General features: G+C 42.7%; 41 protein-coding genes and 1 tRNA gene. All 42 read left to right on the top strand.

Annotation, left to right across the window (positions count from 1 at the left end; translation table 11 throughout):
- Window positions 1–8: 8 nt before the first annotated feature.
- Window positions 9–245: a hypothetical protein gene (locus PG418_RS14540; protein ID WP_498837594.1), complete on the top strand. Its 237-nt coding sequence runs from the start codon at window positions 9–11 to the stop codon at window positions 243–245.
- Window positions 223–420, top strand: a complete 198-nt coding sequence (locus PG418_RS14535) for a hypothetical protein (RefSeq protein ID WP_173698931.1) — start codon at window positions 223–225, stop codon at window positions 418–420. Before PG418_RS14540 ends, PG418_RS14535 begins: the two co-directional genes overlap by 23 nt.
- Window positions 417–773: a DUF3846 domain-containing protein gene (locus PG418_RS14530; RefSeq protein ID WP_498837593.1), complete on the top strand. Its 357-nt coding sequence runs from the start codon at window positions 417–419 to the stop codon at window positions 771–773. The genes PG418_RS14535 and PG418_RS14530 overlap by 4 nt, the downstream gene beginning before the upstream one ends.
- Window positions 774–937: 164 nt before the next feature.
- Entirely contained in the window at window positions 938–1,774 is an 837-nt protein-coding gene (locus PG418_RS14525) for a rolling circle replication-associated protein (RefSeq protein ID WP_498837592.1), read from the top strand.
- Window positions 1,686–2,102 carry an RNase H family protein gene (locus tag PG418_RS14520; protein ID WP_498837591.1) on the top strand — a complete coding sequence of 139 codons (417 nt, stop codon included), beginning with the start codon at window positions 1,686–1,688 and terminating at the stop codon, window positions 2,100–2,102. Before PG418_RS14525 ends, PG418_RS14520 begins: the two co-directional genes overlap by 89 nt.
- Window positions 2,103–2,148: 46 nt before the next feature.
- On the top strand, window positions 2,149–3,501 hold the full coding sequence (locus PG418_RS14515) for a ParB/RepB/Spo0J family partition protein (RefSeq protein ID WP_498837590.1): 1,353 nt from the start codon (window positions 2,149–2,151) through the stop codon (window positions 3,499–3,501).
- A 1-nt stretch (window position 3,502) separates the two neighbouring features.
- Window positions 3,503–3,781, top strand: coding sequence for a hypothetical protein (locus tag PG418_RS14510; RefSeq protein WP_498837589.1), 279 nt, complete (start codon window positions 3,503–3,505; stop codon window positions 3,779–3,781).
- Window positions 3,747–4,091, top strand: coding sequence for a hypothetical protein (locus tag PG418_RS14505; RefSeq protein ID WP_117558818.1), 345 nt, complete (start codon window positions 3,747–3,749; stop codon window positions 4,089–4,091). The genes PG418_RS14510 and PG418_RS14505 overlap by 35 nt, the downstream gene beginning before the upstream one ends.
- 75 nt (window positions 4,092–4,166) lie before the next feature.
- Complete coding sequence (locus PG418_RS14500) at window positions 4,167–5,285, top strand: DUF4317 family protein (RefSeq protein WP_498837588.1); 1,119 nt, start codon at window positions 4,167–4,169, stop codon at window positions 5,283–5,285.
- Window positions 5,286–5,359: 74 nt separating this feature from the next.
- A complete protein-coding gene (locus tag PG418_RS14495; protein WP_498837587.1) occupies window positions 5,360–5,581 on the top strand; it encodes a hypothetical protein in 222 nt (73 codons plus the stop codon).
- A 3-nt stretch (window positions 5,582–5,584) separates the two neighbouring features.
- Window positions 5,585–5,803: a hypothetical protein gene (locus tag PG418_RS14490; RefSeq protein WP_498837586.1), complete on the top strand. Its 219-nt coding sequence runs from the start codon at window positions 5,585–5,587 to the stop codon at window positions 5,801–5,803.
- 5 nt (window positions 5,804–5,808) lie between these two features.
- Entirely contained in the window at window positions 5,809–6,039 is a 231-nt protein-coding gene (locus PG418_RS14485; RefSeq protein ID WP_498837585.1) for a hypothetical protein, read from the top strand.
- Window positions 6,040–6,096: 57 nt separating this feature from the next.
- Window positions 6,097–6,393 carry a DUF551 domain-containing protein gene (locus PG418_RS14480; RefSeq protein ID WP_498837584.1) on the top strand — a complete coding sequence of 99 codons (297 nt, stop codon included), beginning with the start codon at window positions 6,097–6,099 and terminating at the stop codon, window positions 6,391–6,393.
- Window positions 6,390–6,605 carry a hypothetical protein gene (locus PG418_RS14475; protein ID WP_215633840.1) on the top strand — a complete coding sequence of 72 codons (216 nt, stop codon included), beginning with the start codon at window positions 6,390–6,392 and terminating at the stop codon, window positions 6,603–6,605. Before PG418_RS14480 ends, PG418_RS14475 begins: the two co-directional genes overlap by 4 nt.
- Window positions 6,606–6,657: 52 nt before the next feature.
- Window positions 6,658–6,990 carry a hypothetical protein gene (locus PG418_RS14470; RefSeq protein ID WP_215633841.1) on the top strand — a complete coding sequence of 111 codons (333 nt, stop codon included), beginning with the start codon at window positions 6,658–6,660 and terminating at the stop codon, window positions 6,988–6,990.
- Window positions 6,980–7,207: a hypothetical protein gene (locus PG418_RS14465; RefSeq protein WP_498837583.1), complete on the top strand. Its 228-nt coding sequence runs from the start codon at window positions 6,980–6,982 to the stop codon at window positions 7,205–7,207. The genes PG418_RS14470 and PG418_RS14465 overlap by 11 nt, the downstream gene beginning before the upstream one ends.
- Complete coding sequence (locus tag PG418_RS14460) at window positions 7,200–7,712, top strand: YopX family protein (protein WP_498837582.1); 513 nt, start codon at window positions 7,200–7,202, stop codon at window positions 7,710–7,712. Before PG418_RS14465 ends, PG418_RS14460 begins: the two co-directional genes overlap by 8 nt.
- Window positions 7,712–7,936, top strand: coding sequence for a hypothetical protein (locus PG418_RS14455; protein ID WP_498837581.1), 225 nt, complete (start codon window positions 7,712–7,714; stop codon window positions 7,934–7,936). The genes PG418_RS14460 and PG418_RS14455 overlap by 1 nt, the downstream gene beginning before the upstream one ends.
- 147 nt (window positions 7,937–8,083) lie before the next feature.
- Window positions 8,084–8,248, top strand: coding sequence for a hypothetical protein (locus PG418_RS14450; RefSeq protein ID WP_498837580.1), 165 nt, complete (start codon window positions 8,084–8,086; stop codon window positions 8,246–8,248).
- A 91-nt stretch (window positions 8,249–8,339) separates the two neighbouring features.
- Window positions 8,340–8,765, top strand: a complete 426-nt coding sequence (locus PG418_RS14445; protein ID WP_498837579.1) for a DUF1492 domain-containing protein — start codon at window positions 8,340–8,342, stop codon at window positions 8,763–8,765.
- Window positions 8,766–8,982: 217 nt separating this feature from the next.
- Window positions 8,983–9,054: transfer RNA gene (locus PG418_RS14440), tRNA-Met, on the top strand.
- Window positions 9,055–9,078: 24 nt separating this feature from the next.
- Window positions 9,079–9,429: a hypothetical protein gene (locus PG418_RS14435; protein ID WP_498837578.1), complete on the top strand. Its 351-nt coding sequence runs from the start codon at window positions 9,079–9,081 to the stop codon at window positions 9,427–9,429.
- Between the two features lie 106 nt (window positions 9,430–9,535).
- A complete protein-coding gene (locus PG418_RS14430) occupies window positions 9,536–9,805 on the top strand; it encodes a hypothetical protein (RefSeq protein WP_498837577.1) in 270 nt (89 codons plus the stop codon).
- Window positions 9,741–11,174, top strand: a complete 1,434-nt coding sequence (locus PG418_RS14425) for a terminase large subunit domain-containing protein (RefSeq protein ID WP_498837576.1) — start codon at window positions 9,741–9,743, stop codon at window positions 11,172–11,174. The genes PG418_RS14430 and PG418_RS14425 overlap by 65 nt, the downstream gene beginning before the upstream one ends.
- Window positions 11,174–12,607, top strand: a complete 1,434-nt coding sequence (locus PG418_RS14420) for a phage portal protein (protein ID WP_498837575.1) — start codon at window positions 11,174–11,176, stop codon at window positions 12,605–12,607. Before PG418_RS14425 ends, PG418_RS14420 begins: the two co-directional genes overlap by 1 nt.
- Window positions 12,552–13,724, top strand: a complete 1,173-nt coding sequence (locus tag PG418_RS14415; RefSeq protein WP_498837574.1) for a VG15 protein — start codon at window positions 12,552–12,554, stop codon at window positions 13,722–13,724. Before PG418_RS14420 ends, PG418_RS14415 begins: the two co-directional genes overlap by 56 nt.
- A complete protein-coding gene (locus tag PG418_RS14410; RefSeq protein ID WP_498837573.1) occupies window positions 13,690–13,914 on the top strand; it encodes a hypothetical protein in 225 nt (74 codons plus the stop codon). Before PG418_RS14415 ends, PG418_RS14410 begins: the two co-directional genes overlap by 35 nt.
- 64 nt (window positions 13,915–13,978) lie before the next feature.
- Window positions 13,979–14,473 carry a DUF2829 domain-containing protein gene (locus PG418_RS14405; RefSeq protein ID WP_270591277.1) on the top strand — a complete coding sequence of 165 codons (495 nt, stop codon included), beginning with the start codon at window positions 13,979–13,981 and terminating at the stop codon, window positions 14,471–14,473.
- Window positions 14,474–14,589: 116 nt separating this feature from the next.
- Window positions 14,590–15,036: a capsid assembly scaffolding protein Gp46 family protein gene (locus PG418_RS14400; RefSeq protein WP_498837572.1), complete on the top strand. Its 447-nt coding sequence runs from the start codon at window positions 14,590–14,592 to the stop codon at window positions 15,034–15,036.
- A 5-nt stretch (window positions 15,037–15,041) separates the two neighbouring features.
- Complete coding sequence (locus tag PG418_RS14395) at window positions 15,042–15,938, top strand: phage major capsid protein (protein WP_498837571.1); 897 nt, start codon at window positions 15,042–15,044, stop codon at window positions 15,936–15,938.
- 1 nt (window position 15,939) lies between these two features.
- Entirely contained in the window at window positions 15,940–16,221 is a 282-nt protein-coding gene (locus PG418_RS14390; RefSeq protein ID WP_498837570.1) for a hypothetical protein, read from the top strand.
- 8 nt (window positions 16,222–16,229) lie between these two features.
- On the top strand, window positions 16,230–16,607 hold the full coding sequence (locus PG418_RS14385; RefSeq protein WP_270591281.1) for a Gp19/Gp15/Gp42 family protein: 378 nt from the start codon (window positions 16,230–16,232) through the stop codon (window positions 16,605–16,607).
- Window positions 16,600–16,932 (top strand): hypothetical protein, encoded by a 333-nt coding sequence (locus PG418_RS14380; protein ID WP_498837569.1) that lies wholly within the window; start codon window positions 16,600–16,602, stop codon window positions 16,930–16,932. The genes PG418_RS14385 and PG418_RS14380 overlap by 8 nt, the downstream gene beginning before the upstream one ends.
- Window positions 16,925–17,149, top strand: a complete 225-nt coding sequence (locus PG418_RS14375; protein ID WP_117558855.1) for a hypothetical protein — start codon at window positions 16,925–16,927, stop codon at window positions 17,147–17,149. The genes PG418_RS14380 and PG418_RS14375 overlap by 8 nt, the downstream gene beginning before the upstream one ends.
- Window positions 17,130–17,465, top strand: coding sequence for a hypothetical protein (locus PG418_RS14370; RefSeq protein WP_270246672.1), 336 nt, complete (start codon window positions 17,130–17,132; stop codon window positions 17,463–17,465). The genes PG418_RS14375 and PG418_RS14370 overlap by 20 nt, the downstream gene beginning before the upstream one ends.
- 15 nt (window positions 17,466–17,480) lie before the next feature.
- Window positions 17,481–18,035: a phage tail tube protein gene (locus PG418_RS14365; RefSeq protein WP_498837568.1), complete on the top strand. Its 555-nt coding sequence runs from the start codon at window positions 17,481–17,483 to the stop codon at window positions 18,033–18,035.
- Window positions 18,035–18,298: a hypothetical protein gene (locus PG418_RS14360; protein WP_270613780.1), complete on the top strand. Its 264-nt coding sequence runs from the start codon at window positions 18,035–18,037 to the stop codon at window positions 18,296–18,298. The genes PG418_RS14365 and PG418_RS14360 overlap by 1 nt, the downstream gene beginning before the upstream one ends.
- Before the next feature lie 143 nt (window positions 18,299–18,441).
- A complete protein-coding gene (locus PG418_RS14355) occupies window positions 18,442–18,681 on the top strand; it encodes a DUF5361 domain-containing protein (RefSeq protein ID WP_498837567.1) in 240 nt (79 codons plus the stop codon).
- A 1-nt stretch (window position 18,682) separates the two neighbouring features.
- Window positions 18,683–20,554, top strand: coding sequence for a phage tail protein (locus tag PG418_RS14350; protein WP_498837566.1), 1,872 nt, complete (start codon window positions 18,683–18,685; stop codon window positions 20,552–20,554).
- Window positions 20,551–21,390: a hypothetical protein gene (locus PG418_RS14345; protein ID WP_498837565.1), complete on the top strand. Its 840-nt coding sequence runs from the start codon at window positions 20,551–20,553 to the stop codon at window positions 21,388–21,390. Before PG418_RS14350 ends, PG418_RS14345 begins: the two co-directional genes overlap by 4 nt.
- Window positions 21,381–22,385, top strand: a complete 1,005-nt coding sequence (locus PG418_RS14340) for a hypothetical protein (protein ID WP_498837564.1) — start codon at window positions 21,381–21,383, stop codon at window positions 22,383–22,385. The genes PG418_RS14345 and PG418_RS14340 overlap by 10 nt, the downstream gene beginning before the upstream one ends.
- A complete protein-coding gene (locus PG418_RS14335) occupies window positions 22,385–23,224 on the top strand; it encodes a hypothetical protein (RefSeq protein WP_498837563.1) in 840 nt (279 codons plus the stop codon). The genes PG418_RS14340 and PG418_RS14335 overlap by 1 nt, the downstream gene beginning before the upstream one ends.
- Window positions 23,225–23,268: the final 44 nt, after the last annotated feature.

Below are 23,268 nucleotides of genomic sequence, written 5' to 3'. Positions count from 1 at the left end.
GATAAGAGATGTTTTATAAAATTGCAAAGGCATTAAGTAAAGCGACTATTATTTTGGGATTTGTGCTTATGGTTGGTGGCGGTTCGGAAAAGAGTCAGGAACTGTTTTATTTATATGAAGCACTTGGAATGGTCACGTTTGCCGCCGGAGCGTTTGCACTGGAATGTTTTTGGTATCAAGAGCACCAATATCGGAAAAGGAAAATAAGGGAGGCGAAGGAGCATGCCGGAGGAGAAGCAGCGTAAGAAGCGGATTCGGGTGGAGAAGCTGGATGAGTGGATTGAGACTTTGAAATCAATAGAAAGAGTCAACCGTGATTCCGAGTATTTCAAACAAAATGCAATCCCATATTTGGAACAATATGTAGACAGCCTGAAAGAAGCTGGCAGAAAAACAGTAGTATTGGAGGACAAGCAGTGAAAACAGTAAAAGTAACACCGGATAACATTATTTCGATAATAAATGTAGATTTTGATGATTTCCGTGATCTACAGAAAGCAGTAGGCGGGCATTTTGAAATCGTAAGCACGAAAACCTTGTATGAGACGTTTAAAATGCCAATGATCATGCTGGTGGATGAAGACGGAATAATGAAACAGAAAGAAGTAAATCGTCTGGGAAGCTATTTCTACGATGCAGACAGGCACGGATGGCCAATCTTAGGAGATATTGTATTTGCAATTGCAGCCGGAGAAGATATTGAAGCACCGGATGATGCGGAAGCTCTGATGGCATTCCTGAAAATGAATTTTTCGTACTTAAAAGAAGAATAAAAAACGCTTGCGAAAAGAAATATCGCAAGCGCCGCAACCATAAAGGTACACGAATAATCTAAGCACTTATAGTGTACCTTTTAGCGGCTGGAAAGTCAAGTATTTACAGGGCGACTGCCCTTTTTAATAACTTGATAAGACTATTAAAGTTATGAGGACACGCTATGAGAATCAGACGAGTGACATACGATTTGGGAAATGTAATAGAGAGACAGGAATATCTGGATGGAAGATATGGAGCACCGGGAGAGAAGAGAGCCAAAAAGAAGAAAGCCACACCGGAGGAAGTGGAGCAGGTCAACCAGTGGACCAGGGAGAGGAAAGCCAGACACAGACTCCGGATGTATTTCAAGGTCAATGATTACTTTTTCACCTTGACATATCCGAAAGAAGAGCGTCCGCCGGACATGAAGCAGGCAAAGCAGGATTTCAAAGAGTTTTACCTGTTCTGTAAGAAGGAATACAAGAAAAGAGGACAGGAGCTCCGCTGGATCCGCAATATTGAATGTACCCCGTCCGGTAACTGGCACATCCATGTGGTTCTGAATCGAATCCCGGATACAGATTTGATCATAGCTGCAGCCTGGAAACACGGAAAGGTTCGTAATAAGCAGTTGCTCTATGAGAAAGGCGAGTTCCGGAAGCTGGCGCAATATGTTACCAAAAACGAGAAAACCCAGAAAAAATACGTGGATGAGGGCGTACTAGATCATGAGATTGCAGAAGCCAATTTTTCTACGTCTCGGAACATGCCGCTTCCAGAACCCAAAACAAAGATTTTATACCGGTGGCCGAAAGAACCGAAACCACCAAAGGGATATTACATAGTCAAGGATTCTTTTTACGAAGGGATCAACAAAGCAACCGGATTCCCGTACAGACACTACGAAATGATCCGGATAAGGAGAGAAGATGAAGATAGAACTATACACAGAGGTAAACTTCCGGGGACCAACTGCAAAAAACGGAAAGTGTATCGCTCTGGTGGAGTGCGAGACTAAGAAAGGACCGGCAGTGAAAGCACAGATCGAGACCGAACAGAACACGACCTACCACAGAATGAGCATGATCGCTATCCTTGTCGGTCTGAGAATGCTCCGACCGTGTGAAGTGACTGTCTACACGCCGGATCAGTTTCTGGTCACAACCATAAACGAAGGAAATATGGACAAATGGAAACGGGAAGAGTGGCGCAGACTACATGGAAAAGAGATAAAAAACAAAGAACTCTGGCAGGAGCTGTCGGAGCAGATGGAAAAACACCGTGTAACCCTTGAATTTTCCGAGTCTACACGGTATTCCGATAGACTACAGTCCAAAATGAGATAAAAACAGGAGAAAACCTTGAAAACACCGAGAAAGAGAGGAATTTGAAATGACAACCAGTGGAATCACGAATATCAACGCCAAGCTGATTCATCAGCATCCGGATAACCCACGAAAAGACCTGGGTGATCTGACGGAGCTGAGTGAGTCAATCAAGAAGAAAGGAATTATGCAGAACCTTACGGTCATTCCGGGACACTGGGATGAAGATAAAACACACCATGACGAAGGATATACCCTGATTATCGGGCACCGCCGGTTTGCCGCCGGAAAAATGGCAGGCGTAACTATGTATCCATGCCGGATCGTAGAGGACATGAGCTACAAAGACCAGGTCGGAACCATGCTGGAAGAGAATATGCAGCGCATCGACCTGACACCATTGGAGCAGGCAGAAGGCTTCCAGATGATGCTTGACCTTGGAGATACGGAAGAACAGATTGCAGAGAAGACCGGATTCTCCAGGACAACCGTGCGCCGGAGGCTGGAGATCGCGAAGCTTGACCGGGATCTGGTGAAGGAAAAGACGGATGAGAACGGGGCATATCAGCTGAACCTAAAAGATCTCGCCGAACTGTCGAGAATCGAAGATGTTGAAACCAGAAACCGAATCTTAAAAGATGCAACAGACTCCAGACAGATTCAGTGGAAAGTAGAAGCAGAGATTAAAAACAGGGAGAGGGAGAAGAATAAAAAGATTATTGTCGAGTTCTTGGAGGCAGCAGGAATCAAGAAAGCTACAAAGGAGATAGAGAGAAAACGTTATACCGAAGAGGTGAAAGATAAAAAGAGCATTCCACTGGATAAAGAGCCACCAGAAGAACTTAATATCCATGGGACAAATCTTTTTTGGCTGGAAAGTTGGGATGGAATTTGCGTAGTAGAAAAACTACCAAGAAAACCAAAAGAAGAAACAGAATGGGACAGACAGCAGAAAAAGAATAAGGAACTGGAAGCTCTGCAGAAAAAAATGGATGCCAGAAGACAATCGTTTATCAGGATGATCATAATCGGGAAAATTGAATTGCTGAAAGGCGAAGAACGTCAGAAAGTGATTGAAAAGATGATCAGAACTCTGACAGAAGTCGGAGGATGGATAAATGAAAGGAGATTTAGTGAGGTTTACACAGGGAAAGAGTGGTACGGTATGCCGGAAGAAGAACGAAACGAGATCAGAGAAAGAATATGGCAGGAAGACGTCCAGATACTGCTTTTGACTGTACTCAACGGTACGATGGATAGCACAGGAAGTTTGGTAAACTATGACGGTGGATTTGATGCGAAACGAGGACGTGAATGCCAGAAATGTTTCAAAATTCTGATGCGCTACGGATGGAGTTACGAAAGAGAAGAGGCAGATCTGGTTTACGGCAACCATGAGCTATACAAAAAGGAGTCCTAAGATGGAGCAGTTAACCGTAGAAGACTGGAAACCGGATGCCTGCCCGAAAAATATAACCGTAGAAGAATATCTGGTCACATTTCCCAAAATCAAATTAACCCGCCGGGAATATCTCCAGACACTTCCCTTGTATCATGCGGCTCTGTACCTTGCAGAGACAACCCAAAAAGTACACAGTTCACAGGAATGGTATCTGTATTTAAACGAAAAAGTAGATCAAAACGGGGAGGTGTTATCTGGTGAATATGATGTTTCCGAAACCAACCAAGAAGAAACGTAAGAAGCACAAAAAAAGCATTATGCAGCCAAAAGGCGATCGTCGGTGCTATCTGTGCATGTTACTGGATGGAGATTTTACATACAAGCCATATCTGGAAGAGCATCATGTTTTGTTTGGTAATACCCATGCATTTGCAGAGGCGGAAGGGTTAAAAGTAAATCTCTGCCTGGAACATCACCGAAACGGACCGGCAGCAGTCCATAACAACGCCAAGAACGCACGGATCCTGATGGCGAAAGCCCAGGAGGTTTACGAAAGAACCCATACAAGGGAAGAATGGATGAAAAACGCCGGAAAGAATTATTTATAGGCACCACAGGAAGTTAATATATCACAATTTCGCAGAGTGCATGGCTGCCCGGTGCGGCAGCCAGAAAGGAGCGACATGAAGAAAGAGTTACTGGAGATCAAAAGAACTCTAACAATAGACAGGTACAATATCACAAGGATAACCGGATATATCGTAGATAATGACCGGAACTGCAGGTTGGAATTTGTCAAAAACTTTTTAAACCTCGAAGAGACGGAAACATTCAAATACTTGGATATCTTAAAAAAAGTTTTATCTGGAAAGCCTGGAAGAAATATGTTTCAGCTGGATTTTAAGGAGAAAACAAGAAAGCAGCATCTGGACACGATTGTAAAAACAGGGTTAGAAGACAATGATGTACGCCAGATCTTCCTGGAAGAGATTGCAGAGTCTATTGGCATGTTGAATAAAGAGTATTCTTTGATTCTAATTGCCAGTGGAATCTACGACATTCCAGGAATTGCCACGGACGGAGCGGATCTGGATGAAAGTGAAGAGGTTTATGAGTACATGATCGGATGTATCTGCCCGGTAAGCTTATCGGCAGCAGGATTATCTTATAAACCAGAACTGGCAGATATTCAGGAACGTACAAGAGACTGGGTAGTAAGTATGCCGACACAAGGATTTTTATATCCGGCATTTACAGACCGCCACGGAGATCCGGAGCATATCTGGTACTACAGCAAAGTTCCGGATAAACCGGACGCAGGCCTGATCACACAGACACTCCGATGCGGGATGCCATCCACACCAAAAGAGCAGAAAGAAGCTTTTTGGGAAGGGTTAAATGCAGCGGATGGAAAAGTAAGTTTGGAACAGGCGAAAGATATTTATCATTACCTTGGCAGAATCCGTGAAATAAAAGCAGAATCCAACAACCGGATATTAAAAGGCACGGAGCTGGAAAACGTATTAAAAAGCATCGGGATAGATCCGGAACTGGCAGCAGAAAAAACAAAAGACTGTGACGCGGCCGAAATCGATGCGGATAACACAGTGAGCACGAAGACATTTGAGATTGGTCTTCCGGATGCACATGTAACAGTAAGCGCAGACAGAACGGACCTTGTTACCTTAGAGACGATTAACGGAGAAAGGTACATTATGGTAAAAGCGGACGGAGACATAAATGCAAATGGAATCATTTTAGAGAACCGGGAGGGTGAGAAAGACGAAGAGGAAGACGACTAAACCCGGCAATATGCGGGCGTTCATATACTCGGTAAGCAAGAAAATGCGCAAGGTAAGACGGAAAGGAACAAAAAATGAAAGTTGGAGACAAAGTACAGTTAAGGCGCAGGATTTCCCAGAAGGGAGGTAAAACCAGACTCACTACGGAAAAGGTCACGATCCTTGGAATCTATCCGCATCATATACAGGTCAGAAACCAGAAAGGGATTGTGAGGAGCTATATAAACTGGGAGTGGCAGCGGTTGACAAGTAAAGAAGGAATGGAAGGCGTGGAATCGTGGCGCAGGAAGGGGTAAATAATGACTGAAAAAGAAGTATGCCTGATGTGTGAAAACTATTCAGAAGATACGAAGTGTGATCGGAAAGATAGCTGCAAACCCATGGCAGTATTAAAAGAAAACCGGGCACTAAAGAAAAAAGTAAGCCAGTTGAAACACCAATTGGATGAATCGGAGCTGAAAAGATCATACATGGTAAATCCAAGTGCAATTGGATACCGTAATGATATGGGGTGGTAAAGGATATGGAAAACAGAGAATTAAAAGAATATCTTGCAGAATTTGCCGATGGTACACAGGTGAGTGTTATTATAGCGAATCCCAAAAAAAGAAAAGTGTATATTCCGAAAGAGATTTTTATGATAAAAGATGAAAAAATAGGGAAACCGGTGCTCTGCATCCAGATCGCAGAAGAAAGAGAGATGGAGGAGGATGAAATAAAAGCAGCTGAAGAAGATGAAAAGAGGGAAAAGTAAGAGATCAAATTTCCGAAACTTTTATTTTTCAATTTCCAAAAGAAGAGGAGGTCGAAGATGAATAATCAGCAAGCAATAGATAGATTAGTGAAACATCTTGAATGGGGCTGGACTGAGGAAACAGTAGAAGCCATTGAAATGGGGATACATGCACTGGAAGAAACTAAGTGGATTCCATGCAGTGAGAAGATGCCGGAGGATAACACGGATGTAATTGTATGCTTTTACAGCGGAACAGTAACAGAGATGAGATATTGGGGAAATGGAATCTTTCAAGGAATCTATGAACACACGGCAAAAACAATTGTTGCCTGGATGCCGTTACCGGAACCGTATAAGGAGAAAACAGAATGACAAATAGGGAATATATGATAAATCTATTGCTGGACGGTTTGGAATCACGCTTGAACCGAGCAAACATTGATGATGGTGGTGCAAGCGAAGAAGCTATGATTTATTACAACATAAATTGTCCATATTATGCAGGCGATAAAAGAGCATATTGCCGAAAAGAAGGTAGTCTAGTATCAAGTAGAGAGGTATGCGTAGATTGTAAAGCACATTGACTTGAACAGGAAGTTGATGAATAAAAACAAAACGACAAAGGAGTTGAGGACGATGAGACTAATTGATGCAGATAAGCTAGCACTCCACTTGAATGATTATGCTTTGCAAGAAGCTCCGTTCGGACGCAATGACAGTAAAAATCAGAAAGAAATCTACGAGACAATAAAAGAGTGCATGAAAGCGGTAGAAGAACAGCCGACAGCGTTTGACGTGGAGAATGTTGTCTCTAACTTAGAGCAGCTAAAGCTTGATGAAGCTTGCAATTATAAGGGGTGTGCAGATTGCCAATATCTCGATAAATGTTGGGATGGAGAAATGAGGGAAGAGCACGCCATGGATATAGCAATTGAAATCGTGAAAAGAGGTGGCCTAGATGAAAGTTAAGATCGAAGACTTCTTACTGGCAATGGGAGATTATTGCAGAGAGCATAGTCCTGAAGAGTGTGCTTCTTGCAAAATGAGTGTAGATCATGGAGATCCGGGCGATGGTACAGTTTTTTATGGATGCGCTATGCTTGGATGCGAGTATCCAAAATATGCCAAGATGGTGAAAAAAGAAATTTTGAAGTACATGAAAGAAAGGAAGAAGGATAATGGGTAGAGAAATATTATTTAAAGCCAAGAGCGGGGTGAGTGGTAAATGGGTTGAAGGATTGATTTTTAATGCAGGTAATATGCAATATATTTATACCAAGCCGAAATCAGACGGCAGCAGACAGGAAATATATGAGGTTGATCCGGATACGATCTGCCAGTACACTGGACTCATGGATAAGAATGGAAAGAAGATCTGGGAGAATGATATCCTTATGTGCCATGATAATCCGGTTGATCTTGTAAAAGCAGTATTCGGAGAGTTTAACGTCATAGAAGCGGAAAGCGAAGAAGTAATAGACAGTGTAATTGGATGGCACTACGAAACGATTCCGACGGATGCTCTGAGCAAATGCGAGCCGTTTTGCTATTCAATGCCATTAACGGAAGATTATGTAAAATTGTGTGAGATGAAGGCTATCGGGAATATTTGGGATAAATCGGAGGATGCAAAACCAAAGGAAACCGATAATATTATTTATCATGATTTCATGAAGAAAGGCAGAGAATAATGAGTAACGGATGGATTCCAACAACAGAAAGGCTCCCAGATCAACGGGAGTTCATAGAATCATATGTAGGAAGTGCATATGCAGCAGAGTTTCTGGTCACGATTGAGGGAGCTGATAAGGCAACAACGCTGTATTATTCCCAGACAGGTGTCTGGTTCGATGAACAGGGAGAACCGTATAAGGTTGTGGCGTGGATGCTGCTCCCGGAAAGGTATAAAGGATAATGGAAGAAGATAAATATACAATGTATGCGGTAAAAAAGATTTGTATCTGGATGATAATGGCAATAACCATATTGATAGCAATGAAATGGACCGGATCAGCGTGGTGCTTATGGGCGTTTTGTATCCCAGCAATATTGGAGTAACGGTATGGAAAAGACATACAAAGAGATAGCTCGGGAACGAGAAGACGAAGAACAAGAGCAATATCTGACGGAGTGGAGGAAGAACCATTGTACAAGAACAAAGAAGGATACTGCGATCCGACAGCAGGCAAAGCCATCCAGGATGCAAGCCGGATTCCACACCATGTAAAGGAAGCGCACAAAGCATTAAAGGATATAGCAAGCCTGTTAGGATTCGAGATCTTAGTATTAAGGGACAGGAAGACAGGGAGGGTATACCGATGGAAACAGTGAAAGAAGAGAATGAGAAGAAAAAGGAATACCTGAAACAGTACGGCAAAGCATTACGCCAGGAGAAGCGGATCGAGGAAGAGTTGGAACGCTTAAAGCTGGATCGGATGCTTCCGGGAGCACTGGCAGCAGATGGGCTGCCAAAAAGCAGCAACCTTTCTGATCTGTCAGATTATGCAGCAGAAGTGGACGAACAGGAAAGGAAACTGGTGGAGCAGAGAAAGAAAAGAGTTAGGATCCGGACTGAGATCAGGGAAAGAATTGAGCAGATGGAAGATGAGACAGAGAAAGATGTACTGACTTACTGCTACATAGATCTTATGAGGTGGAAGGATATCTGCAGAAAGACAGGATATGAGTGGGCACAAGTACACCGGAAACATTCAAAAGCACTAAAAAACTTCAAGATGATATAGAATGATACACTTGGTCTGTGGTATAGTGTATTCAGGTAAAGAGATGAACAGGGCAGCAGTCGAAAGATTGTTGCCTTTTTCTTTGCCGTGAATTCCAGGAAGAGATTAGGCGGCTTGCTCTTTTCAGGATTTATATATATAAAAACCCCTTGATGTTTGTTTGTTGTGACTGATTTTTGAAGTACTCTCTCGTATATACATAAGCCGCCAATAATACGGACCATTAGATCAGTGGTAGATCGACCGCCTCATAAGCGGTATGTCACATGTTCGATTCATGTATGGTCCATCACAGAACAGAAGGTGAAAATATATGGCGGCAGGAAACCCCAGAAGCGCGAACGGCAACCTAAGAAGAAAGCATCGGGCAAGACTCAAAGCAATAGGCGGTGAGTGTGGAATATGCAGAGGCAGGCTCGGTCCGATACATTACGATGAACCAAGTGACAGTAATCATCCATTGTCTTTCGTAATCGATGAGATTAAACCGGTATCGAGATGGCGTGAGTTCGGTTACAGCTCAAAAGAGGCAGCTGCTCAGGACTGGAACAACCTGCAGGCGGCTCATTACTGCTGTAATGCGGCCAAAAGCAATCGAACATTAAATGAATTATCAAGGTGTCAGCAAAGCCTTAAAACGAACGTTACAGATGGTGCCTGGTGACGGAACCAGGGGGGGGGTGGGGAGGGTACCCCGCCACGCGGCGGCGGCGACCACCGCTGTCCAGCGCCGATTTACACACAGGAAAATTTTTGAAAGGTGAATTTAGATGGGAAGAGCTAAGAAAATGGCAACTGTAACAAGCGAGGGAAGCCGCTTGGAACGCTTGGAAAATTTAGCACTGATTCTCGCAAAACAGATTGATATATGCGCGAAAGATGCTGTTGATGGCCCAAAGACAATGCCACAGCTCTCCAGGCAATACAGAGAAACAATCAAAGAAATTGAAGAAATAAAAGGAATGGAGAAAGACGATGACAAAATCGGAGAAATCCTGTCGGCACGAAAAGCTGATGGGAAGCCAGACGCCGTCCGATAGAATTGTTCCGGATTACGCTTATACGGATGGCCCCGATGCGGTAAAAGTGCTTGCGGTCGGGAAATTGATTGTGGATCCGTGGCAGAGTGAAGTGCTGAATGATTGGATGGGGCGTACAGAGGATGATGTTTGGTCAGCGCCGACATGTGGCTTATCTGTTCCAAGACAGAACGGGAAAACACTGGATACTTCCGGGCGGATTGCATCCGGAATGATTCTGTATGCAGAATGGGTTATATACACAGCTCATCTGCAGAAAACTGCAACAGAAACCTTTATGGAATTGCGCGGCTTGTTTGAAAGCAGAGGACTCCGTAAGTATGTAAAAGAAATTAAGGCGGCACTCGGAAGAGAACAGATTATTCTAAAAAATGGTGGAAGAGTAGTATTTGTTGCCAGAACAAGGAATGGTGGTCGAGGACTGCATGGCGACTGTCTTGTGTTTGATGAAGCGCAGGAATTGACAAGCGAGCAGCAGGCATCTTTTTTGCCGGCAATATCAGCGTCAAGGAATCCACAGACGATTTATCTTGGAACGCCACCGGATGAAAATTGTACCGGCACAGTATTCCGGAAGATAAGAAAACGGGCAACGGAAGGTGAGAGCAAATCCACAGCCTGGACAGAATATTCTGTGAAAGAGATTGGAGATGTTACTGATCGTCAGAGATGGGCGGATTGCAATCCGGCACTGGGGCGAAGAATGACAGAAACAACCATAGCTGCAGAGTGCGAACAGATGGATGCGGACACGTTTGCAAGAGAGCGTCTCGGCTGGTGGTCGCCAATCAACAATGATCAGGACTATGCAATTGATAAGAAGAAATGGGAAGAATGTGCTTCGGAAAAAGAAAAACCGGAAGGGAAAACTGCTTACGGTGTAAAGTTTTCGCTTGACGGTTCGGCGGTAGCATTATGCGGAGCTGTCTGTCCAGAGGTAGAGGAAGCGAGAATTTCACTGATCGAGCTTAAAACAACGGACAGAGGAATACAGTGGCTTGCGGACTGGCTGAATCAGAGATACAAGATGGCAAGCTGTGTGGTGATCGATGGAAGAAATGGAGTTGACTTCCTGATAGAGAAGATAACACCGGTGTGGAAATATAAGCAGTCAATTGTTCGACCGGCAGCAAAAGAAGTGATAGCAGCGGCGAGTCAGCTATCACAGGAAATCAATGAACAGACTGTAACATGGTATAAATACCAAGAAATACTGAATGAATCGGCAATTACGTCTGTAAAAAGACCGATTTCCGGTGGCTGGGGATTTGGTGGAGAAAACTCAATCCCGATTGAAGCAGCGGCACTTGCACTTTGGGGATGCAGAACATCGAAACGAAATCCGAACAGAAAGATGAGGATAGGATAATGGAGTTAAATTTTGGAAGAGTAGAAGGATTACCACCGGAAGAACAACAGTGGCTTCAGGAATTGAAATACATATATGATTATCACAGAAGTGCAAATAGAAAAAAACGCCGTTATTATAGCGGGAAAATCACACTGAATGAAGTTAATCTTGGGATTGCATTGCCAGCAGGTCTTGGAAAACTTGAGATTGGATGTGCCTGGGGAGCAAAAACCGTTGATGTACTTGCTGGAAGATCGATGTTTGATGGGTTTGTTACAGAAAATGGAACGAAGTCAGAAGATATGGATCAGATCATGAAAAGAAATCATCTCATTGCCGAATACAACAAAGCAGTGAAGGAAGAGTTAAAGTATGGATGCGCTTTTGCGGCGGTATCCGGAGAGGAAGATGATGCAAGAGTGCGCTTTTACTCACCACATTGCGCCGCAGCTTCATGGAATGCACACGAAGGACGAATCCGATATGGATTTGCCTTTGAAGATGCACGAAGAGATGAGCCGGATGTTACATGGTCTCCGGAACATGTAAATTTCTATACAGACACAGACATCTGGGAACTGGATCGGATTGGAGGTACATGGTATGCTACGCAGAATCCCCATGATTTCGGAGAACCCCTTATGGTGGCTCTGATCTGGGACGCAACAAACGATAAACCATTTGGTCAGTCAAGGCTAAAAGAGCCGGTCCGCAGACTAATCCAGGGATATGTAAGAACAGTCGCAAATGCAACGATTGGACTGGAATTTGCCACTTCTCCACAGAAATATCTGCTCGGGGTGTCAGATGAACAATATGATATGTTGATTGATAATAAATTCAAACAGTATGTTGGAAGCATTCTCTACAGTACCAATAATCCGGAGACTGGGGAAAAGCCGAATTTCGGGCAACTTTCGCAGGGAAATATTGAACCATATGTTCAGATGCTCCGGATGCTTGCTACACAGTATTCAGCGGCAACGGGGTTGGCGGTTACGGATGTTGGTGTGATAAATGATGCAAATCCGACTTCCAGTGAAGCAATTATTGCACAGTCACAGACCTTGATCCTTATGGCAGAACAGTTGAATAAATCAAATGGTGATGCATTGTATCGGATTGGACGGATGGCACTTGCAATTGAACTTGGAACGATTCCGGATGAGCTTCCGGAAGAAACACATGAGCTGATTGCACATTTTAAGAATCCGGCAATGCCAAGCGTGGCATCTACTACAGATGCAGCACTCAAAATTGCGACAGCGCGACAAGGATTTGCACAGACAGATATTTTCCTTGAAATGATTGGTTTTGATCAGGCGGATATCCGGCGAATCAGAGCGCAGGAACAGAGAGCAAAAGGAGATGCTATCTTGACGGAGGAATTTGGAAATGCAGATAACGGAGAAGGCGTGGGTGGAATACATAACGAAGATGTCACAGATTAGCCAGAAAGCAGCGGATCTGATGCAGTCCTGGGTTCAAAAGAATGGACTGGAAAATGATAAAGCACTTTTGGACTACGCCTATGCACTGTCGCAACACTATGGACAGGCTATCGGTGCATTATCGTGTCAGATGTATGAAGCGACAGCAGCGGCACAGGGAGTAATAGTCCCTACGGCAGAAGTAGCAGATCTCCCGGACTATGGGGAAGTGGCGAAAGCAGTAAAAGGAACAAAAAAGCAGTCTCCGAACAATATTCCCGGAACACTTGCAAGGCTTGTAAAACAGGTAGGTGCAGATACGACACTGAAAAATGCAGAGCGTGACGGGGCACAGTTTGCCTGGGTGCCGCATGGGGACACCTGTGCTTTCTGCATTACACTTGCATCCAGAGGATGGCAGTATATGTCAAAAAAAGCTATGCGGAATGGTCACGCGGAACACATTCATGCACATTGTGATTGTGAGTATGCGGTCCGGTTTGATGGAAAAAGTACAGTGGCAGGCTATGATCCGGATAAATATCTGGAAGAATATTACGATGCCAACGGGGATATCAATGAAATGCGGAGAAAGCGATATGCACAGAATAAAGATGTGATCAATGCGAGAAAACGAGAATTATACGCAAGTAAAAAAGCGGAAAAACTTGAAAAATTGAGGTGGTCTGATATACTGATATCAGGAGCGAGAATCACAGATCTGAATAGTGCAGAAGCTGATGAATTTGCGGAGATGTACTATGAAGAGATTAGACATTTTTCAACTGATTCAAAGAAAATAGCAGATAATCTCGGTAAGGAAGAATCTGACATAAAAAAAATTAAGGCATATTTATTTGAAGATGATTCTTTGATAGATCCGGATACGGGAGAAAGCAGGCAGTTTGATCCAGATTGCGCGATTGCACAGAGCTGGCAACGCTTGATGAATGGAAAAGACATTAAACTTCATGACAAAACTTTGATAGAGCATGAGTTGTTGGAAATGAAAATTAAGCAAGAAAATCCGGGCATAGATCATGTAAAAGCACATGAATTGGCATCGGAAAAATATAATTATCCGAAGGAGGCGCTGGAATATTATGGTAATCTTAAAAAACATAAAAAAAGTCAGTGATAGTATTTCGGCAAATTACTATCCAGAAGGAAAAGAGCCGGCAGGTTTTATGAAAATACGAATTCCGGATGGAGAGATTGTAGAACATGAAAATACAAGCATGTTTGCAGCACCACACGTGAGGCGAGAACTTAAACGGATTGCGAAGATGGATAATCCACCAAAAGAAAAAACGGTAATATGGTATTAAAAGCCACTGATCGGAAACGGTTGGTGGTATTTTTATACTCATTTTTAAGAAAGGAAGAAAGAACATGAGATTTGATGAGGCATTTAAAATAATGAAGCAGGGTAGCAAAGTGAAAATTCCATCTTGGGGCGGTTATTGGTTTTGGTCAAAAGAGAAACAGACTATTATCATGCACACAAAAGATGGCGAAGAGTTGGATATCAGAGAGACAAAAATTCCAGATTATACATTTGGAAATATCTGTTCCGATGAATGGGTACTGGCAGACGGAGAAAATTGTCCGGAACTGGGCGGAGAAGCTCTGTTTTCGTTTGGAGAAGCAATTAAATATCTGAAACGTGGAATGAAAGTGGCACGTAAAGGCTGGAATGGAAAGGGACAGTACATCCAGCTTGCAACCGGAATTTCATATAAAACAGTAGATGGGGATATTGTAAATTGTGAGCATGATGCCATCGGAAACATGGCTATTGCATTCTGCGGAACATCTGGTGTTCAGATGGGATGGTTAGCGTCTCAGGCTGATATGCTGTCAGAGGATTGGAAATTTGCAGAATAGGAAAGGTGGTGATCCAGATATCTCCATTTAAGGCGCAGGGTTACGCGTCTTATTTTTATGGCAACACGTGCCTTAAACGTGGCAACTAAAAACACTCAAATCAGGAGGGAAACAAGATGGCAGATGATAAAACATTCACTCAGGCAGAAATGGATTCAATCATAGAGGGACGCCTTGCGAGAGAAAGACAGAAATATGCAGATTATGATGACCTGAAAGAAAAGGCAAGTAAGTACGATGAGTACCAGGCGCAGAATAAAACGGAACTTCAGAAGGAAAAAGAAAAGTCCGATGCGCTTCAGGCAAAATTAAGCGCACTTGAAAAGAAAGACACTGTAAGACAGGTAAGAGAAAAAGCAGCAAAAGACACTGGTGTACCGGTAGAATTACTGACAGGGGAAGATGAGGAAACCTGTAAAAAACAGGCAGAAGCGATTATGAAATTTGCGAAGCCAAAGAGTTATCCGGGAACTAAGGGAAACAGGAAAAAGACAACAGAGTATAACACAACGGATGATGCAATGAGAGAATTTGCACATCAGATTTTTGGTAAAGGAGAATAAAAAATATGGCAGCACTTATTAGTTCAGATTTTGAAATTCCGGCAGAGATTTCGCAGGGGATTTTTGAAAAAGCACAGAAAGGATCTACTCTGGCGCAGTTATCCGGAGCAAGACCGCAGAAATTTGGAAAGCAGCAGGTGTGGGTACTTACATCGCCACCGAAAGCAGAACTCGTAGGAGAGGCAGGGCAGAAATCGCCAACCCCAACTGCATATGCTTCTAAAACAGTAAATCCGTTCAAACTGCAGGTTACCATGAGATTTTCGCAGGAAGTACAGTGGGCAGACGAAGATGTACAGATCGGCGTACTGCAGGATCTGGCGTCAAATGCGTCAATCGCACTGGGAAGAGCATTGGATCTTGTTGGAATTCACAAAATCAATCCGCTTACAGGAACGGCATCAAGCCTTGTAAAAGAAGGGCTGGTTGACACGAAACAGAGTGTGCAGCTTGCAGGCACAAAGTATGATGAAGCAATCGAGGCGGCAGCAGGAATGATCATCTCATCTGGTTATGTACCGAGTGGTATTGCAATGGATCCAACACTTTCCTTTGGCCTTTCCACTATGAGGGATGCGAATGGAAAAAAGATTTATCCGGAAATTGGATTCGGACAGAATCTGACAAATTTTGCCGGAATGACTGCGGCGGTATCTGATACAGTTTCTGCAAAAAATGAAATCACACCGGATACGAAGTTACTTGGAATCGTAGGACAGTTTGATGCGTTCAGATGGGGAGTGCAGAGATCAATTGGCGCTCACTTGATCGAATACGGTGATCCGGATGGACTTGGAGACCTGCAGAGACAGAACCAGATTGCAATCCGTGCAGAAATTGTATACGGAATTGGAATCATGGATCAGGCAGCATTTACAAAGATCGTGAAGGCGGAAGAGTAATATGAAATATTTATACAAACAAACTGGAATAGTAGTGGAGTCTGACAATGTGTTAGACTCCACAATGTTTAAGCCGATTATTGAAGAAAAAATCGAGGATTTGATCGAGGATAGCGAAACAGAAACAGGAGTTGCAGAAGCTGAAAATACAGAAGAACCTGTGGAAGAGCTCAAAGAACCGACAGAAGACTCAGTGATTCCAGATATAGAAGAACCAGTCGAAGCAAAGAAAGAGGCATCAGCTAAGAACACCAGAAAGAGAACGCAAACAGCGAAAAAGTAGGTGATACAATGATATACGCATCAATCGAGGATATTTGGAGACGAAAAGGAACAGATATTTCGGATACAGATTATGTAACGGCACTCTTAGAGGATGCAGCGATCATCATTGATGCATATAACCGCAATGCTACAGACGAGGCAAAGAAATTAGTGTCATGTAATATGGTTATCCGGACACTCGGAAGCAGAGAGGAAGGTGTACCTATTGGAACGACACAGACAACTACGACAGCAATGGTATATTCGCAGACCTGGACAAATGCAAATGGAAGCGGCGAATTGTATCTGACTAAATTGGATAAGAAAATCCTTGGTGTCGGGAATCGAATTGGCTATTTTAATCCATATTCGGATTTGATGCAGGAGGAAGAGGCTAATGATTAAAGGAATACCGGTGAAGCTTTACGAACGGACCGCAAGTGGGACAGATACATTCGGACATCCGATATATACAGAGGCACCTGTGACCGTGGAAGACGTGTTGGTTGCTCCGGCATCGACAACAGAAGTGCTGGATATGCTTAATATTACTGGAAAAAAAGCAGTCTACAATATCGCGATTCCAAAAGGAGATACGCATACCTGGCAAGACTGCAGAGTGGATTTTTTTGGTGCATCATGGCGGGTGATTGGATTCCCTCAGCAAGGAATTGAAGAAAATATTCCTGGAAGATGGAATCAGAGATGGATGGTAGAGTGTTATGGCTAAAACGAAAGTTGAGTTAAATCGATCCGGTGTAAGAGAGTTAATGAAATCTGCAGAGATGCAGGCGATTTTACTGGAACAGGCAAATCAAATATCATCCGATGCAGAAAAAGAGTCGTATGTTGCGCAAACAAGAGCGGTTGTAAAAATAAATGGAGATGATGGAAACAACAGCTTGTTGAAAGCGATGGGTAGAAAAAATGATCGAAGAAAAGGTTAGAAAATATCTGGAAGCCATGCTTGATATTCCGGTAAGGATGGAAGAAGAGCCGGGACTTCCGGAGGAATATATCCTAATTGAAAAGACTGGATCCGGTGAAGAAAATCATATTGCATCAGCAACTCTTGCTATCCAGTCTTATTCAGGATCCCTTTATGGGGCGGCATCACTCAATGAAAGAGTGAAAGAAGCAATGGAAAAAATTGTTGAAATGGATGATATCAGTAAGTGCCAGCTTAACAGCGACTACAACTATACGGATACAACAAGGAAGAAATATCGGTATCAGGCTGTATATGATATGGTTCATTTCTGATGAAGGAGGATAAAAATGTCAGATGCTAAAAATGTAAGTACAGGTAAGCCGAAAGTAGGCGGCGCGATTTTTAGAGCACCGCTCGGAACAACATTGCCAACAGATGCAACCACAGCATTAAATGCAGCATTTAAGTCACTTGGATATTGCTCGGAGGATGGATTCGCTAATTCTAATAGTCCGGAAACTGACAACAAAAATGCTTGGGGCGGCGATACTGTATTGAATATGCAGACCAGTAAGAAAGATAATTTTAAGTTTACGATGATCGAAGCATTGAATGTAGAGGTCCTGAAGAGTGTTTACGGAGATGATAATGTTACCGGAACACTTGAGGAAGGGATTGCGGTAAAAGTAAATGCAGATGAAGCGGAACAGAATGCGTGGGCTGTAGATATGATTCTGAAAGACGCAGTGAAGCGTATCGTTATTCCGTGTGCAAGCATTACGGAAGTCGGAGACATTGTATATAAGGACGATGATGCGATTGGATACGAGACAACGTTATCGGCAGTACCGGATGCGGACGGACAGACACATTACGAATATATTAAGGGGGATAAGAAATAATGAAGGGAAAAACAAGCAGTGGTTTTGAGTATGAGTTAGATGAAGCGGCGTTGGATGATTATGAACTTCTGGAAGATCTATGTGAAATGGATGAAGGAGACATGACAAAAACAATCAGCGTATTAAACCGTCTTCTTGGAACAGAACAGAAAGAACGTTTGAAAGAACATTTACGAATGGAGAACGGAAGGGTACCGGCGTCGAAAATGATGAATGAAATCGGAGAAATTTTCGGAAATGTAAAAGAAGGAAAAAACTCTTAGCCCTCGCCTACATGCTTAATTTAGATAAGGACGCACTTTTGTGCGATCTTGCAGAAACATATCATATCTATGATTATAAGTCGTTGCCGTGCAGAATGGTAGCGACTTTTTCTTGTGGGTTGAGGGAAAATTCGAGAATTAAAATGAAAATAGCAGGGATTGAGCCGATACCGGAACAAATGCTTATGGCGGCTATTGCGGATGGAACGCGCACGACTGCCTGGTTGCAATCTGAGGATGGAGCGACCGGGAAAAACCGTCCGAAGTCATTGCTTGGAATGATCCTGGGCGATGGAAAGGAAAAATCTAAAGAAATTCAGACATTTGATTCTGGAGAAGATTTTGACAGAGAATGGGCGAAATTGACGGGAAAGGAGGAATAAGATGGCTACAGAACTTGCAAAGGCATATGTGCAGATCATACCGTCCGCCGAAGGAATACAGGGAAGAATTCAAAAAGAAATAGAGCCGGAAGCAGACTCAGCTGGAAGTTCTTTCGGCGGGGAAATGGTTGGCATGATCAAAAAGGTTATTGCCGCAGCAGCAATCGGGAAAGCTCTGTCAGCAAGCATCAGTGAAGGCGCAGCACTCGAACAGAGTCTTGGTGGAATCGAAACATTATTTAAAGATTCCGCCGATAAAGTAAAAGCTAATGCGGCAAAAGCTTACCAGACAGCGGGAATGAGTGCAAATGATTACATGGAACTCACTACAAGCTTTTCTGCGAGTCTTCTTAGTTCTCTTTCAAACGATACGTCTAAAGCTGCAGATATTGCGGATATGGCAATGGTAGATATGTCTGATAATGCAAATAAGATGGGAACCAATATGGAAGATATCAAAAATGCTTATCAGGGATTCGCAAAACAGAACTATACGATGCTGGACAATCTGAAGCTTGGATATGGTGGTACGAAGTCGGAGATGGAACGTCTTCTGGCAGATGCACAGAAGATCAGTGGCGTGGAATACAACATTGATAATCTGGCAGATGTTTACAGTGCAATCCATGTGATCCAGGGACAATTGGATATTACCGGGACGACAGCCAAAGAAGCGGCAACGACTATATCAGGATCATTTAATCAGATGAAAGCAGCGGCCAAAAACGTAATGGGAGAAATTGCTCTGGGAATGGATGTGGGACCGGCACTTAATGAACTGGCTAATACGATTATAACATTTGCAGTTGGGAATTTGCTTCCAGCAGTATGGAATGTTATTTCCGCGTTGCCATCAGCGATCATTACGTTTGTAACGGCGCTTGGTCCTCAGCTATTCGCTGCTGTGTCCGGATTGATTCCACAAATTGCAAGCGGAATCACAACAGGAATACCGACTCTTTATCAGAGCGCAATGCAGCTTATGGATCAGTTTAATATCGGAATCCAGGAGCAACTCCCGATCTTGTTGCAGAAGGGTGTGGATTTCATAACAAACATTGTGAATGGAATCTTGCAAAATTTACCGCAAGTAATAACGATGGCGGGCAATGTTATTACATATTTTGCCAACACAATTATCTCGATGCTTCCAACAATATTGAGTGCTGGTGCAAGATTACTTTTAAGATTGGTAAATGGAATTATAAATAATCTGCCACAAATTGCTCAGGCTGCAGCGACTGCAATTGTGCGTTTTGTAGCGTCAATTGGACAGAATCTTCCACAGATTCTTCAGAGTGGTATTACGATTATCGCTAAGCTGGCAGCAGGCTTGATACGCGCTATTCCGAATTTGGTCGGACAGATACCGGCGATCATCAGTGCAATTGTGAATGCTTTTACGAGCCAGAACTGGGGAAGTATTGGAATCAATATCATAAGCGGTATCGCATCCGGGCTTCGTTCGGCGGCACATATGCTATGGGATGCTGTAAAAGGTGTTCTTGGTGGATTTAAAGAAAATGTTCTGGCATTCTTCGGAATTCACTCACCGTCACGTTGGGGAGCTTATGTTGGAGAGATGATCGATACCGGAATTGCGAATGGATTGATTGGCAAGACAACATTAGTATCCAATGCGGCAGCAGAGCTTCAGAAGTCTGTAAAAAAACCAATTGGAACAAGTATGGACCTTGCAATTTCTGGCAAAAGCAGCACTGAAAGTCAGAACAGCACGATTGCAGAGAAGCTGGAAGCATTACTGGAATATTTAAAAACAACATCCAGACGTGGAGACGGCAGTATAGTTATAAATTTAAATGACAGAGAAGTAGCAAGAGCTTTGAGAGAAATGGGGGTTGTGTTTGAATGATCGAGATTAAATATGTATGCTCCAACGAAGAAGAATACAATCTGATCGGAGATAAAATGAGAGCAACCTCCGGATATTTCCATGCTTATGAGTGGACACCAAATACAACAGATAAAGAAATGGGTGTAACGGTGAATGCGTTTGCAAAAGAACCGGTGACGTATGATATTACTCTTACTGTGAGAGGCAAAGAAAAAGAAAGAAAGCAGATCCTTAATAAGCTTACGAATGCTTTTGAATACGATGTGGTCAATCTGACTCCCGGAAGAATTTACTATGGCGAATACTACATTGATGGATATGTAAAAAAATCAAGCAATGAAGTATCGAGTGAAAATAATAGTCGTACAGATTGCAAGATAGAAATATACTGCCCGTATCCATTCTGGTCGATGGAGCAACAGGAAAGCTTTTATCCTGATTCTGCAAATAAAGGAAAGCCATATACATTCTTAGACTATCCGATAACGTATAACTATGATTATTCAAGAAAGAGTGCCGGAACGCAGAACTGGATTATCGACCATTTCCGAGATAATAACTTTGAAATGGTAATATATGGTCCATGCGCTGATCCAAGAATACTGATAAACGGTTATCCTTATCAGATTTATGAGACGTTAGAAGCAGGTGAATATATATTAATCACCAGCAGAGAGAAGACGATCACAAAGCATCTGAGAAATGGAACTGTGCAAAATATTTTCGCAAAAAGAGCGAAAGACAAAAGCGTATTTGCACTGATTCCGTCTGGCGTACTGACTCTTAACTGGAGTGGTGAATTCGGCTTTGATATTAAGGTATACAAAGAAAGGAGCGTGCCGGAATGGAACTGATCTATACGGATCCGATAGGCAAAGAGCTCGGATATATCTTAAATGCAAATGTAGACATGGAAATCGGAGAAGATGAGAAAAGCTCAATCAATGATTTTGAGATCGAATTTAAGAGATCCGGTTGGAACGGTACGGTTGAGTTCGGAAGTCAGGTGTATGTTCCGGACACAGAGTATGGCGGAATAGTTCGGGAGGTAACTACAAGCACAAAAGCGAATAGTATCACCGTAAAGGGATATACCTGGCGTGGAATGATGACGAAAAAAATAATCAAGCCGGAAGAAGGACAGGATTATGCGATAGCATCCGGAGAAATAAATGAAATCATCAAAGGAAAAGTAGAAGAAGCATTTCCGGGCTTTTTCTACGGAGTTGTTGAAGATACAGGCATTCAGTTGACGAACTATCAGTTTGACCGATATTGTACGCTACATGAAGGTTTAAGGAAGATGCTGCAATCCGTAGGTTACCGCTTGGAAATCAAGTATATTCAAGGCGATAAATACGAAATGGGCTATGTTCAAGTAAGGGCTGTTCCTATCGTAGATTATTCATCGGAATACGAATTTTCAAACGATCAGAACATGAATTTTACGATGGATGATAACAAAAGAGGCGTGAATCACTTAGTATGCCTTGGAAAAGGAGAGTTAAAAGACCGCCTGGTTATCCATTTGTATGTCGACGAAAAGGGAAACGTAGGACAAACGCAGTACTATCGAGGAATTGATGAAATCGAAGAAACTTACGATAGCTCCGGATCAGAATACGATGACCTACTCAAAAATGGAATTGCGAAACTTACAAATTCCAAGAATAAGACGGAATATGACATGACGATGGAGAAAATAGAAGGAAGTATGGATATTGGAGACATCGTTGGTGGCCGAGATTATCTAACCGGTGCCAGCATGAAGAAGCCGATCGGAAGGAAGATATGGACGATTTCGGCTGGCAAAGAAAAAGTAGAGTATAAATTGGAAGGAGAGTCTTAATGGATATAATTACAGGATATACCGGAAGTCCACATGTTACTGCAGAACAGGACAGAGATATCAATATTGGAATTTTTGGAAATGAATCTTATGTGCTGCAAACAGGATCACAGTTGACTGCGGAAGTATCGTCAAACAATGAGATTAAAGTAAGAGATGGTGTGATCATGCATCAAGGGTGTGCTGCATCGATTAAAAAGAACACATACGATTCTCTCGCAATTACAAACGGATCACAAGGAATGAAAAGAGTAGACCTTATCGTTGCCAGATACAGTAGAGATCCAAGTACAAATGTAGAATCACTTGCCTTGAAAGTAATCCAGGGAACACCAAACGAAAACAGTCCGACTGTACCAGGTTATACAACAGGAGATATACAGTCAGGAGATCTTGTAGCAGACATGCCACTTTACCAGGTCATTCTCAATGGACTTAATATCACGGAAGTTAAGAAGTTGTTTAGTGTGCAGGGATCTATTGCTGAATTAAGTAGCAATTTATATGAAACTTATATAGATTCATCCACAAAAAACATTTGTATACGATTCCCTAAAAATAGGATTCAAATATGTGTTGGATCAATAAATGTATATGCAACGTTAACGAAAAATGGAGCAGGATATACGGGTGTAAGCGCCAAAATCACGCAAGCCGAATTTGCAAAACCATTCAAATTACTTAGATCATGTACGGTCACACCAAATGATGGAGATTGGATTATTGTTCTTGGAAAGCAAATGAAAGAATCAGGGTTTGTCCAGCTTAGGCTAGGTTATTTTAACGCATATTCAAATAAGAATTTTTGGATGGACTATATTGCAATCGGAACATATTAGAATTATTTCCATTTTCCGATTATAAGCATATCCGCACAGACATT

It is taken from the genome of Bariatricus sp. TF06-38A (genome assembly GCF_027690675.1).
GTDB classification, from domain to species: domain Bacteria; phylum Bacillota; class Clostridia; order Lachnospirales; family Lachnospiraceae; genus Allocoprococcus; species Allocoprococcus comes.
Note: the sequence above shows the minus strand (reverse complement) of the source record. Positions and strands in the feature narration are given on the sequence as shown.

Coding starts and splice junctions, on each gene's coding strand:
- PG418_RS14540 (WP_498837594.1), top strand. CDS start 9: ATGTTTTATAAAATTGCAAAGGCATTAAGTAAAGCGACTATTATTTTG.
- PG418_RS14535 (WP_173698931.1), top strand. CDS start 223: ATGCCGGAGGAGAAGCAGCGTAAGAAGCGGATTCGGGTGGAGAAGCTG.
- PG418_RS14525 (WP_498837592.1), top strand. CDS start 938: ATGAGAATCAGACGAGTGACATACGATTTGGGAAATGTAATAGAGAGA.
- PG418_RS14520 (WP_498837591.1), top strand. CDS start 1,686: ATGAAGATAGAACTATACACAGAGGTAAACTTCCGGGGACCAACTGCA.
- PG418_RS14515 (WP_498837590.1), top strand. CDS start 2,149: ATGACAACCAGTGGAATCACGAATATCAACGCCAAGCTGATTCATCAG.
- PG418_RS14510 (WP_498837589.1), top strand. CDS start 3,503: ATGGAGCAGTTAACCGTAGAAGACTGGAAACCGGATGCCTGCCCGAAA.
- PG418_RS14505 (WP_117558818.1), top strand. CDS start 3,747: ATGATGTTTCCGAAACCAACCAAGAAGAAACGTAAGAAGCACAAAAAA.
- PG418_RS14500 (WP_498837588.1), top strand. CDS start 4,167: ATGAAGAAAGAGTTACTGGAGATCAAAAGAACTCTAACAATAGACAGG.
- PG418_RS14495 (WP_498837587.1), top strand. CDS start 5,360: ATGAAAGTTGGAGACAAAGTACAGTTAAGGCGCAGGATTTCCCAGAAG.
- PG418_RS14490 (WP_498837586.1), top strand. CDS start 5,585: ATGACTGAAAAAGAAGTATGCCTGATGTGTGAAAACTATTCAGAAGAT.
- PG418_RS14485 (WP_498837585.1), top strand. CDS start 5,809: ATGGAAAACAGAGAATTAAAAGAATATCTTGCAGAATTTGCCGATGGT.
- PG418_RS14480 (WP_498837584.1), top strand. CDS start 6,097: ATGAATAATCAGCAAGCAATAGATAGATTAGTGAAACATCTTGAATGG.
- PG418_RS14475 (WP_215633840.1), top strand. CDS start 6,390: ATGACAAATAGGGAATATATGATAAATCTATTGCTGGACGGTTTGGAA.
- PG418_RS14470 (WP_215633841.1), top strand. CDS start 6,658: ATGAGACTAATTGATGCAGATAAGCTAGCACTCCACTTGAATGATTAT.
- PG418_RS14465 (WP_498837583.1), top strand. CDS start 6,980: ATGAAAGTTAAGATCGAAGACTTCTTACTGGCAATGGGAGATTATTGC.
- PG418_RS14460 (WP_498837582.1), top strand. CDS start 7,200: ATGGGTAGAGAAATATTATTTAAAGCCAAGAGCGGGGTGAGTGGTAAA.
- PG418_RS14455 (WP_498837581.1), top strand. CDS start 7,712: ATGAGTAACGGATGGATTCCAACAACAGAAAGGCTCCCAGATCAACGG.
- PG418_RS14450 (WP_498837580.1), top strand. CDS start 8,084: ATGGAAAAGACATACAAAGAGATAGCTCGGGAACGAGAAGACGAAGAA.
- PG418_RS14445 (WP_498837579.1), top strand. CDS start 8,340: ATGGAAACAGTGAAAGAAGAGAATGAGAAGAAAAAGGAATACCTGAAA.
- PG418_RS14435 (WP_498837578.1), top strand. CDS start 9,079: ATGGCGGCAGGAAACCCCAGAAGCGCGAACGGCAACCTAAGAAGAAAG.
- PG418_RS14430 (WP_498837577.1), top strand. CDS start 9,536: ATGGGAAGAGCTAAGAAAATGGCAACTGTAACAAGCGAGGGAAGCCGC.
- PG418_RS14425 (WP_498837576.1), top strand. CDS start 9,741: ATGACAAAATCGGAGAAATCCTGTCGGCACGAAAAGCTGATGGGAAGC.
- PG418_RS14420 (WP_498837575.1), top strand. CDS start 11,174: ATGGAGTTAAATTTTGGAAGAGTAGAAGGATTACCACCGGAAGAACAA.
- PG418_RS14415 (WP_498837574.1), top strand. CDS start 12,552: ATGCAGATAACGGAGAAGGCGTGGGTGGAATACATAACGAAGATGTCA.
- PG418_RS14410 (WP_498837573.1), top strand. CDS start 13,690: ATGGTAATCTTAAAAAACATAAAAAAAGTCAGTGATAGTATTTCGGCA.
- PG418_RS14405 (WP_270591277.1), top strand. CDS start 13,979: ATGAGATTTGATGAGGCATTTAAAATAATGAAGCAGGGTAGCAAAGTG.
- PG418_RS14400 (WP_498837572.1), top strand. CDS start 14,590: ATGGCAGATGATAAAACATTCACTCAGGCAGAAATGGATTCAATCATA.
- PG418_RS14395 (WP_498837571.1), top strand. CDS start 15,042: ATGGCAGCACTTATTAGTTCAGATTTTGAAATTCCGGCAGAGATTTCG.
- PG418_RS14390 (WP_498837570.1), top strand. CDS start 15,940: ATGAAATATTTATACAAACAAACTGGAATAGTAGTGGAGTCTGACAAT.
- PG418_RS14385 (WP_270591281.1), top strand. CDS start 16,230: ATGATATACGCATCAATCGAGGATATTTGGAGACGAAAAGGAACAGAT.
- PG418_RS14380 (WP_498837569.1), top strand. CDS start 16,600: ATGATTAAAGGAATACCGGTGAAGCTTTACGAACGGACCGCAAGTGGG.
- PG418_RS14375 (WP_117558855.1), top strand. CDS start 16,925: ATGGCTAAAACGAAAGTTGAGTTAAATCGATCCGGTGTAAGAGAGTTA.
- PG418_RS14370 (WP_270246672.1), top strand. CDS start 17,130: ATGATCGAAGAAAAGGTTAGAAAATATCTGGAAGCCATGCTTGATATT.
- PG418_RS14365 (WP_498837568.1), top strand. CDS start 17,481: ATGTCAGATGCTAAAAATGTAAGTACAGGTAAGCCGAAAGTAGGCGGC.
- PG418_RS14360 (WP_270613780.1), top strand. CDS start 18,035: ATGAAGGGAAAAACAAGCAGTGGTTTTGAGTATGAGTTAGATGAAGCG.
- PG418_RS14355 (WP_498837567.1), top strand. CDS start 18,442: ATGAAAATAGCAGGGATTGAGCCGATACCGGAACAAATGCTTATGGCG.
- PG418_RS14350 (WP_498837566.1), top strand. CDS start 18,683: ATGGCTACAGAACTTGCAAAGGCATATGTGCAGATCATACCGTCCGCC.
- PG418_RS14345 (WP_498837565.1), top strand. CDS start 20,551: ATGATCGAGATTAAATATGTATGCTCCAACGAAGAAGAATACAATCTG.
- PG418_RS14340 (WP_498837564.1), top strand. CDS start 21,381: ATGGAACTGATCTATACGGATCCGATAGGCAAAGAGCTCGGATATATC.
- PG418_RS14335 (WP_498837563.1), top strand. CDS start 22,385: ATGGATATAATTACAGGATATACCGGAAGTCCACATGTTACTGCAGAA.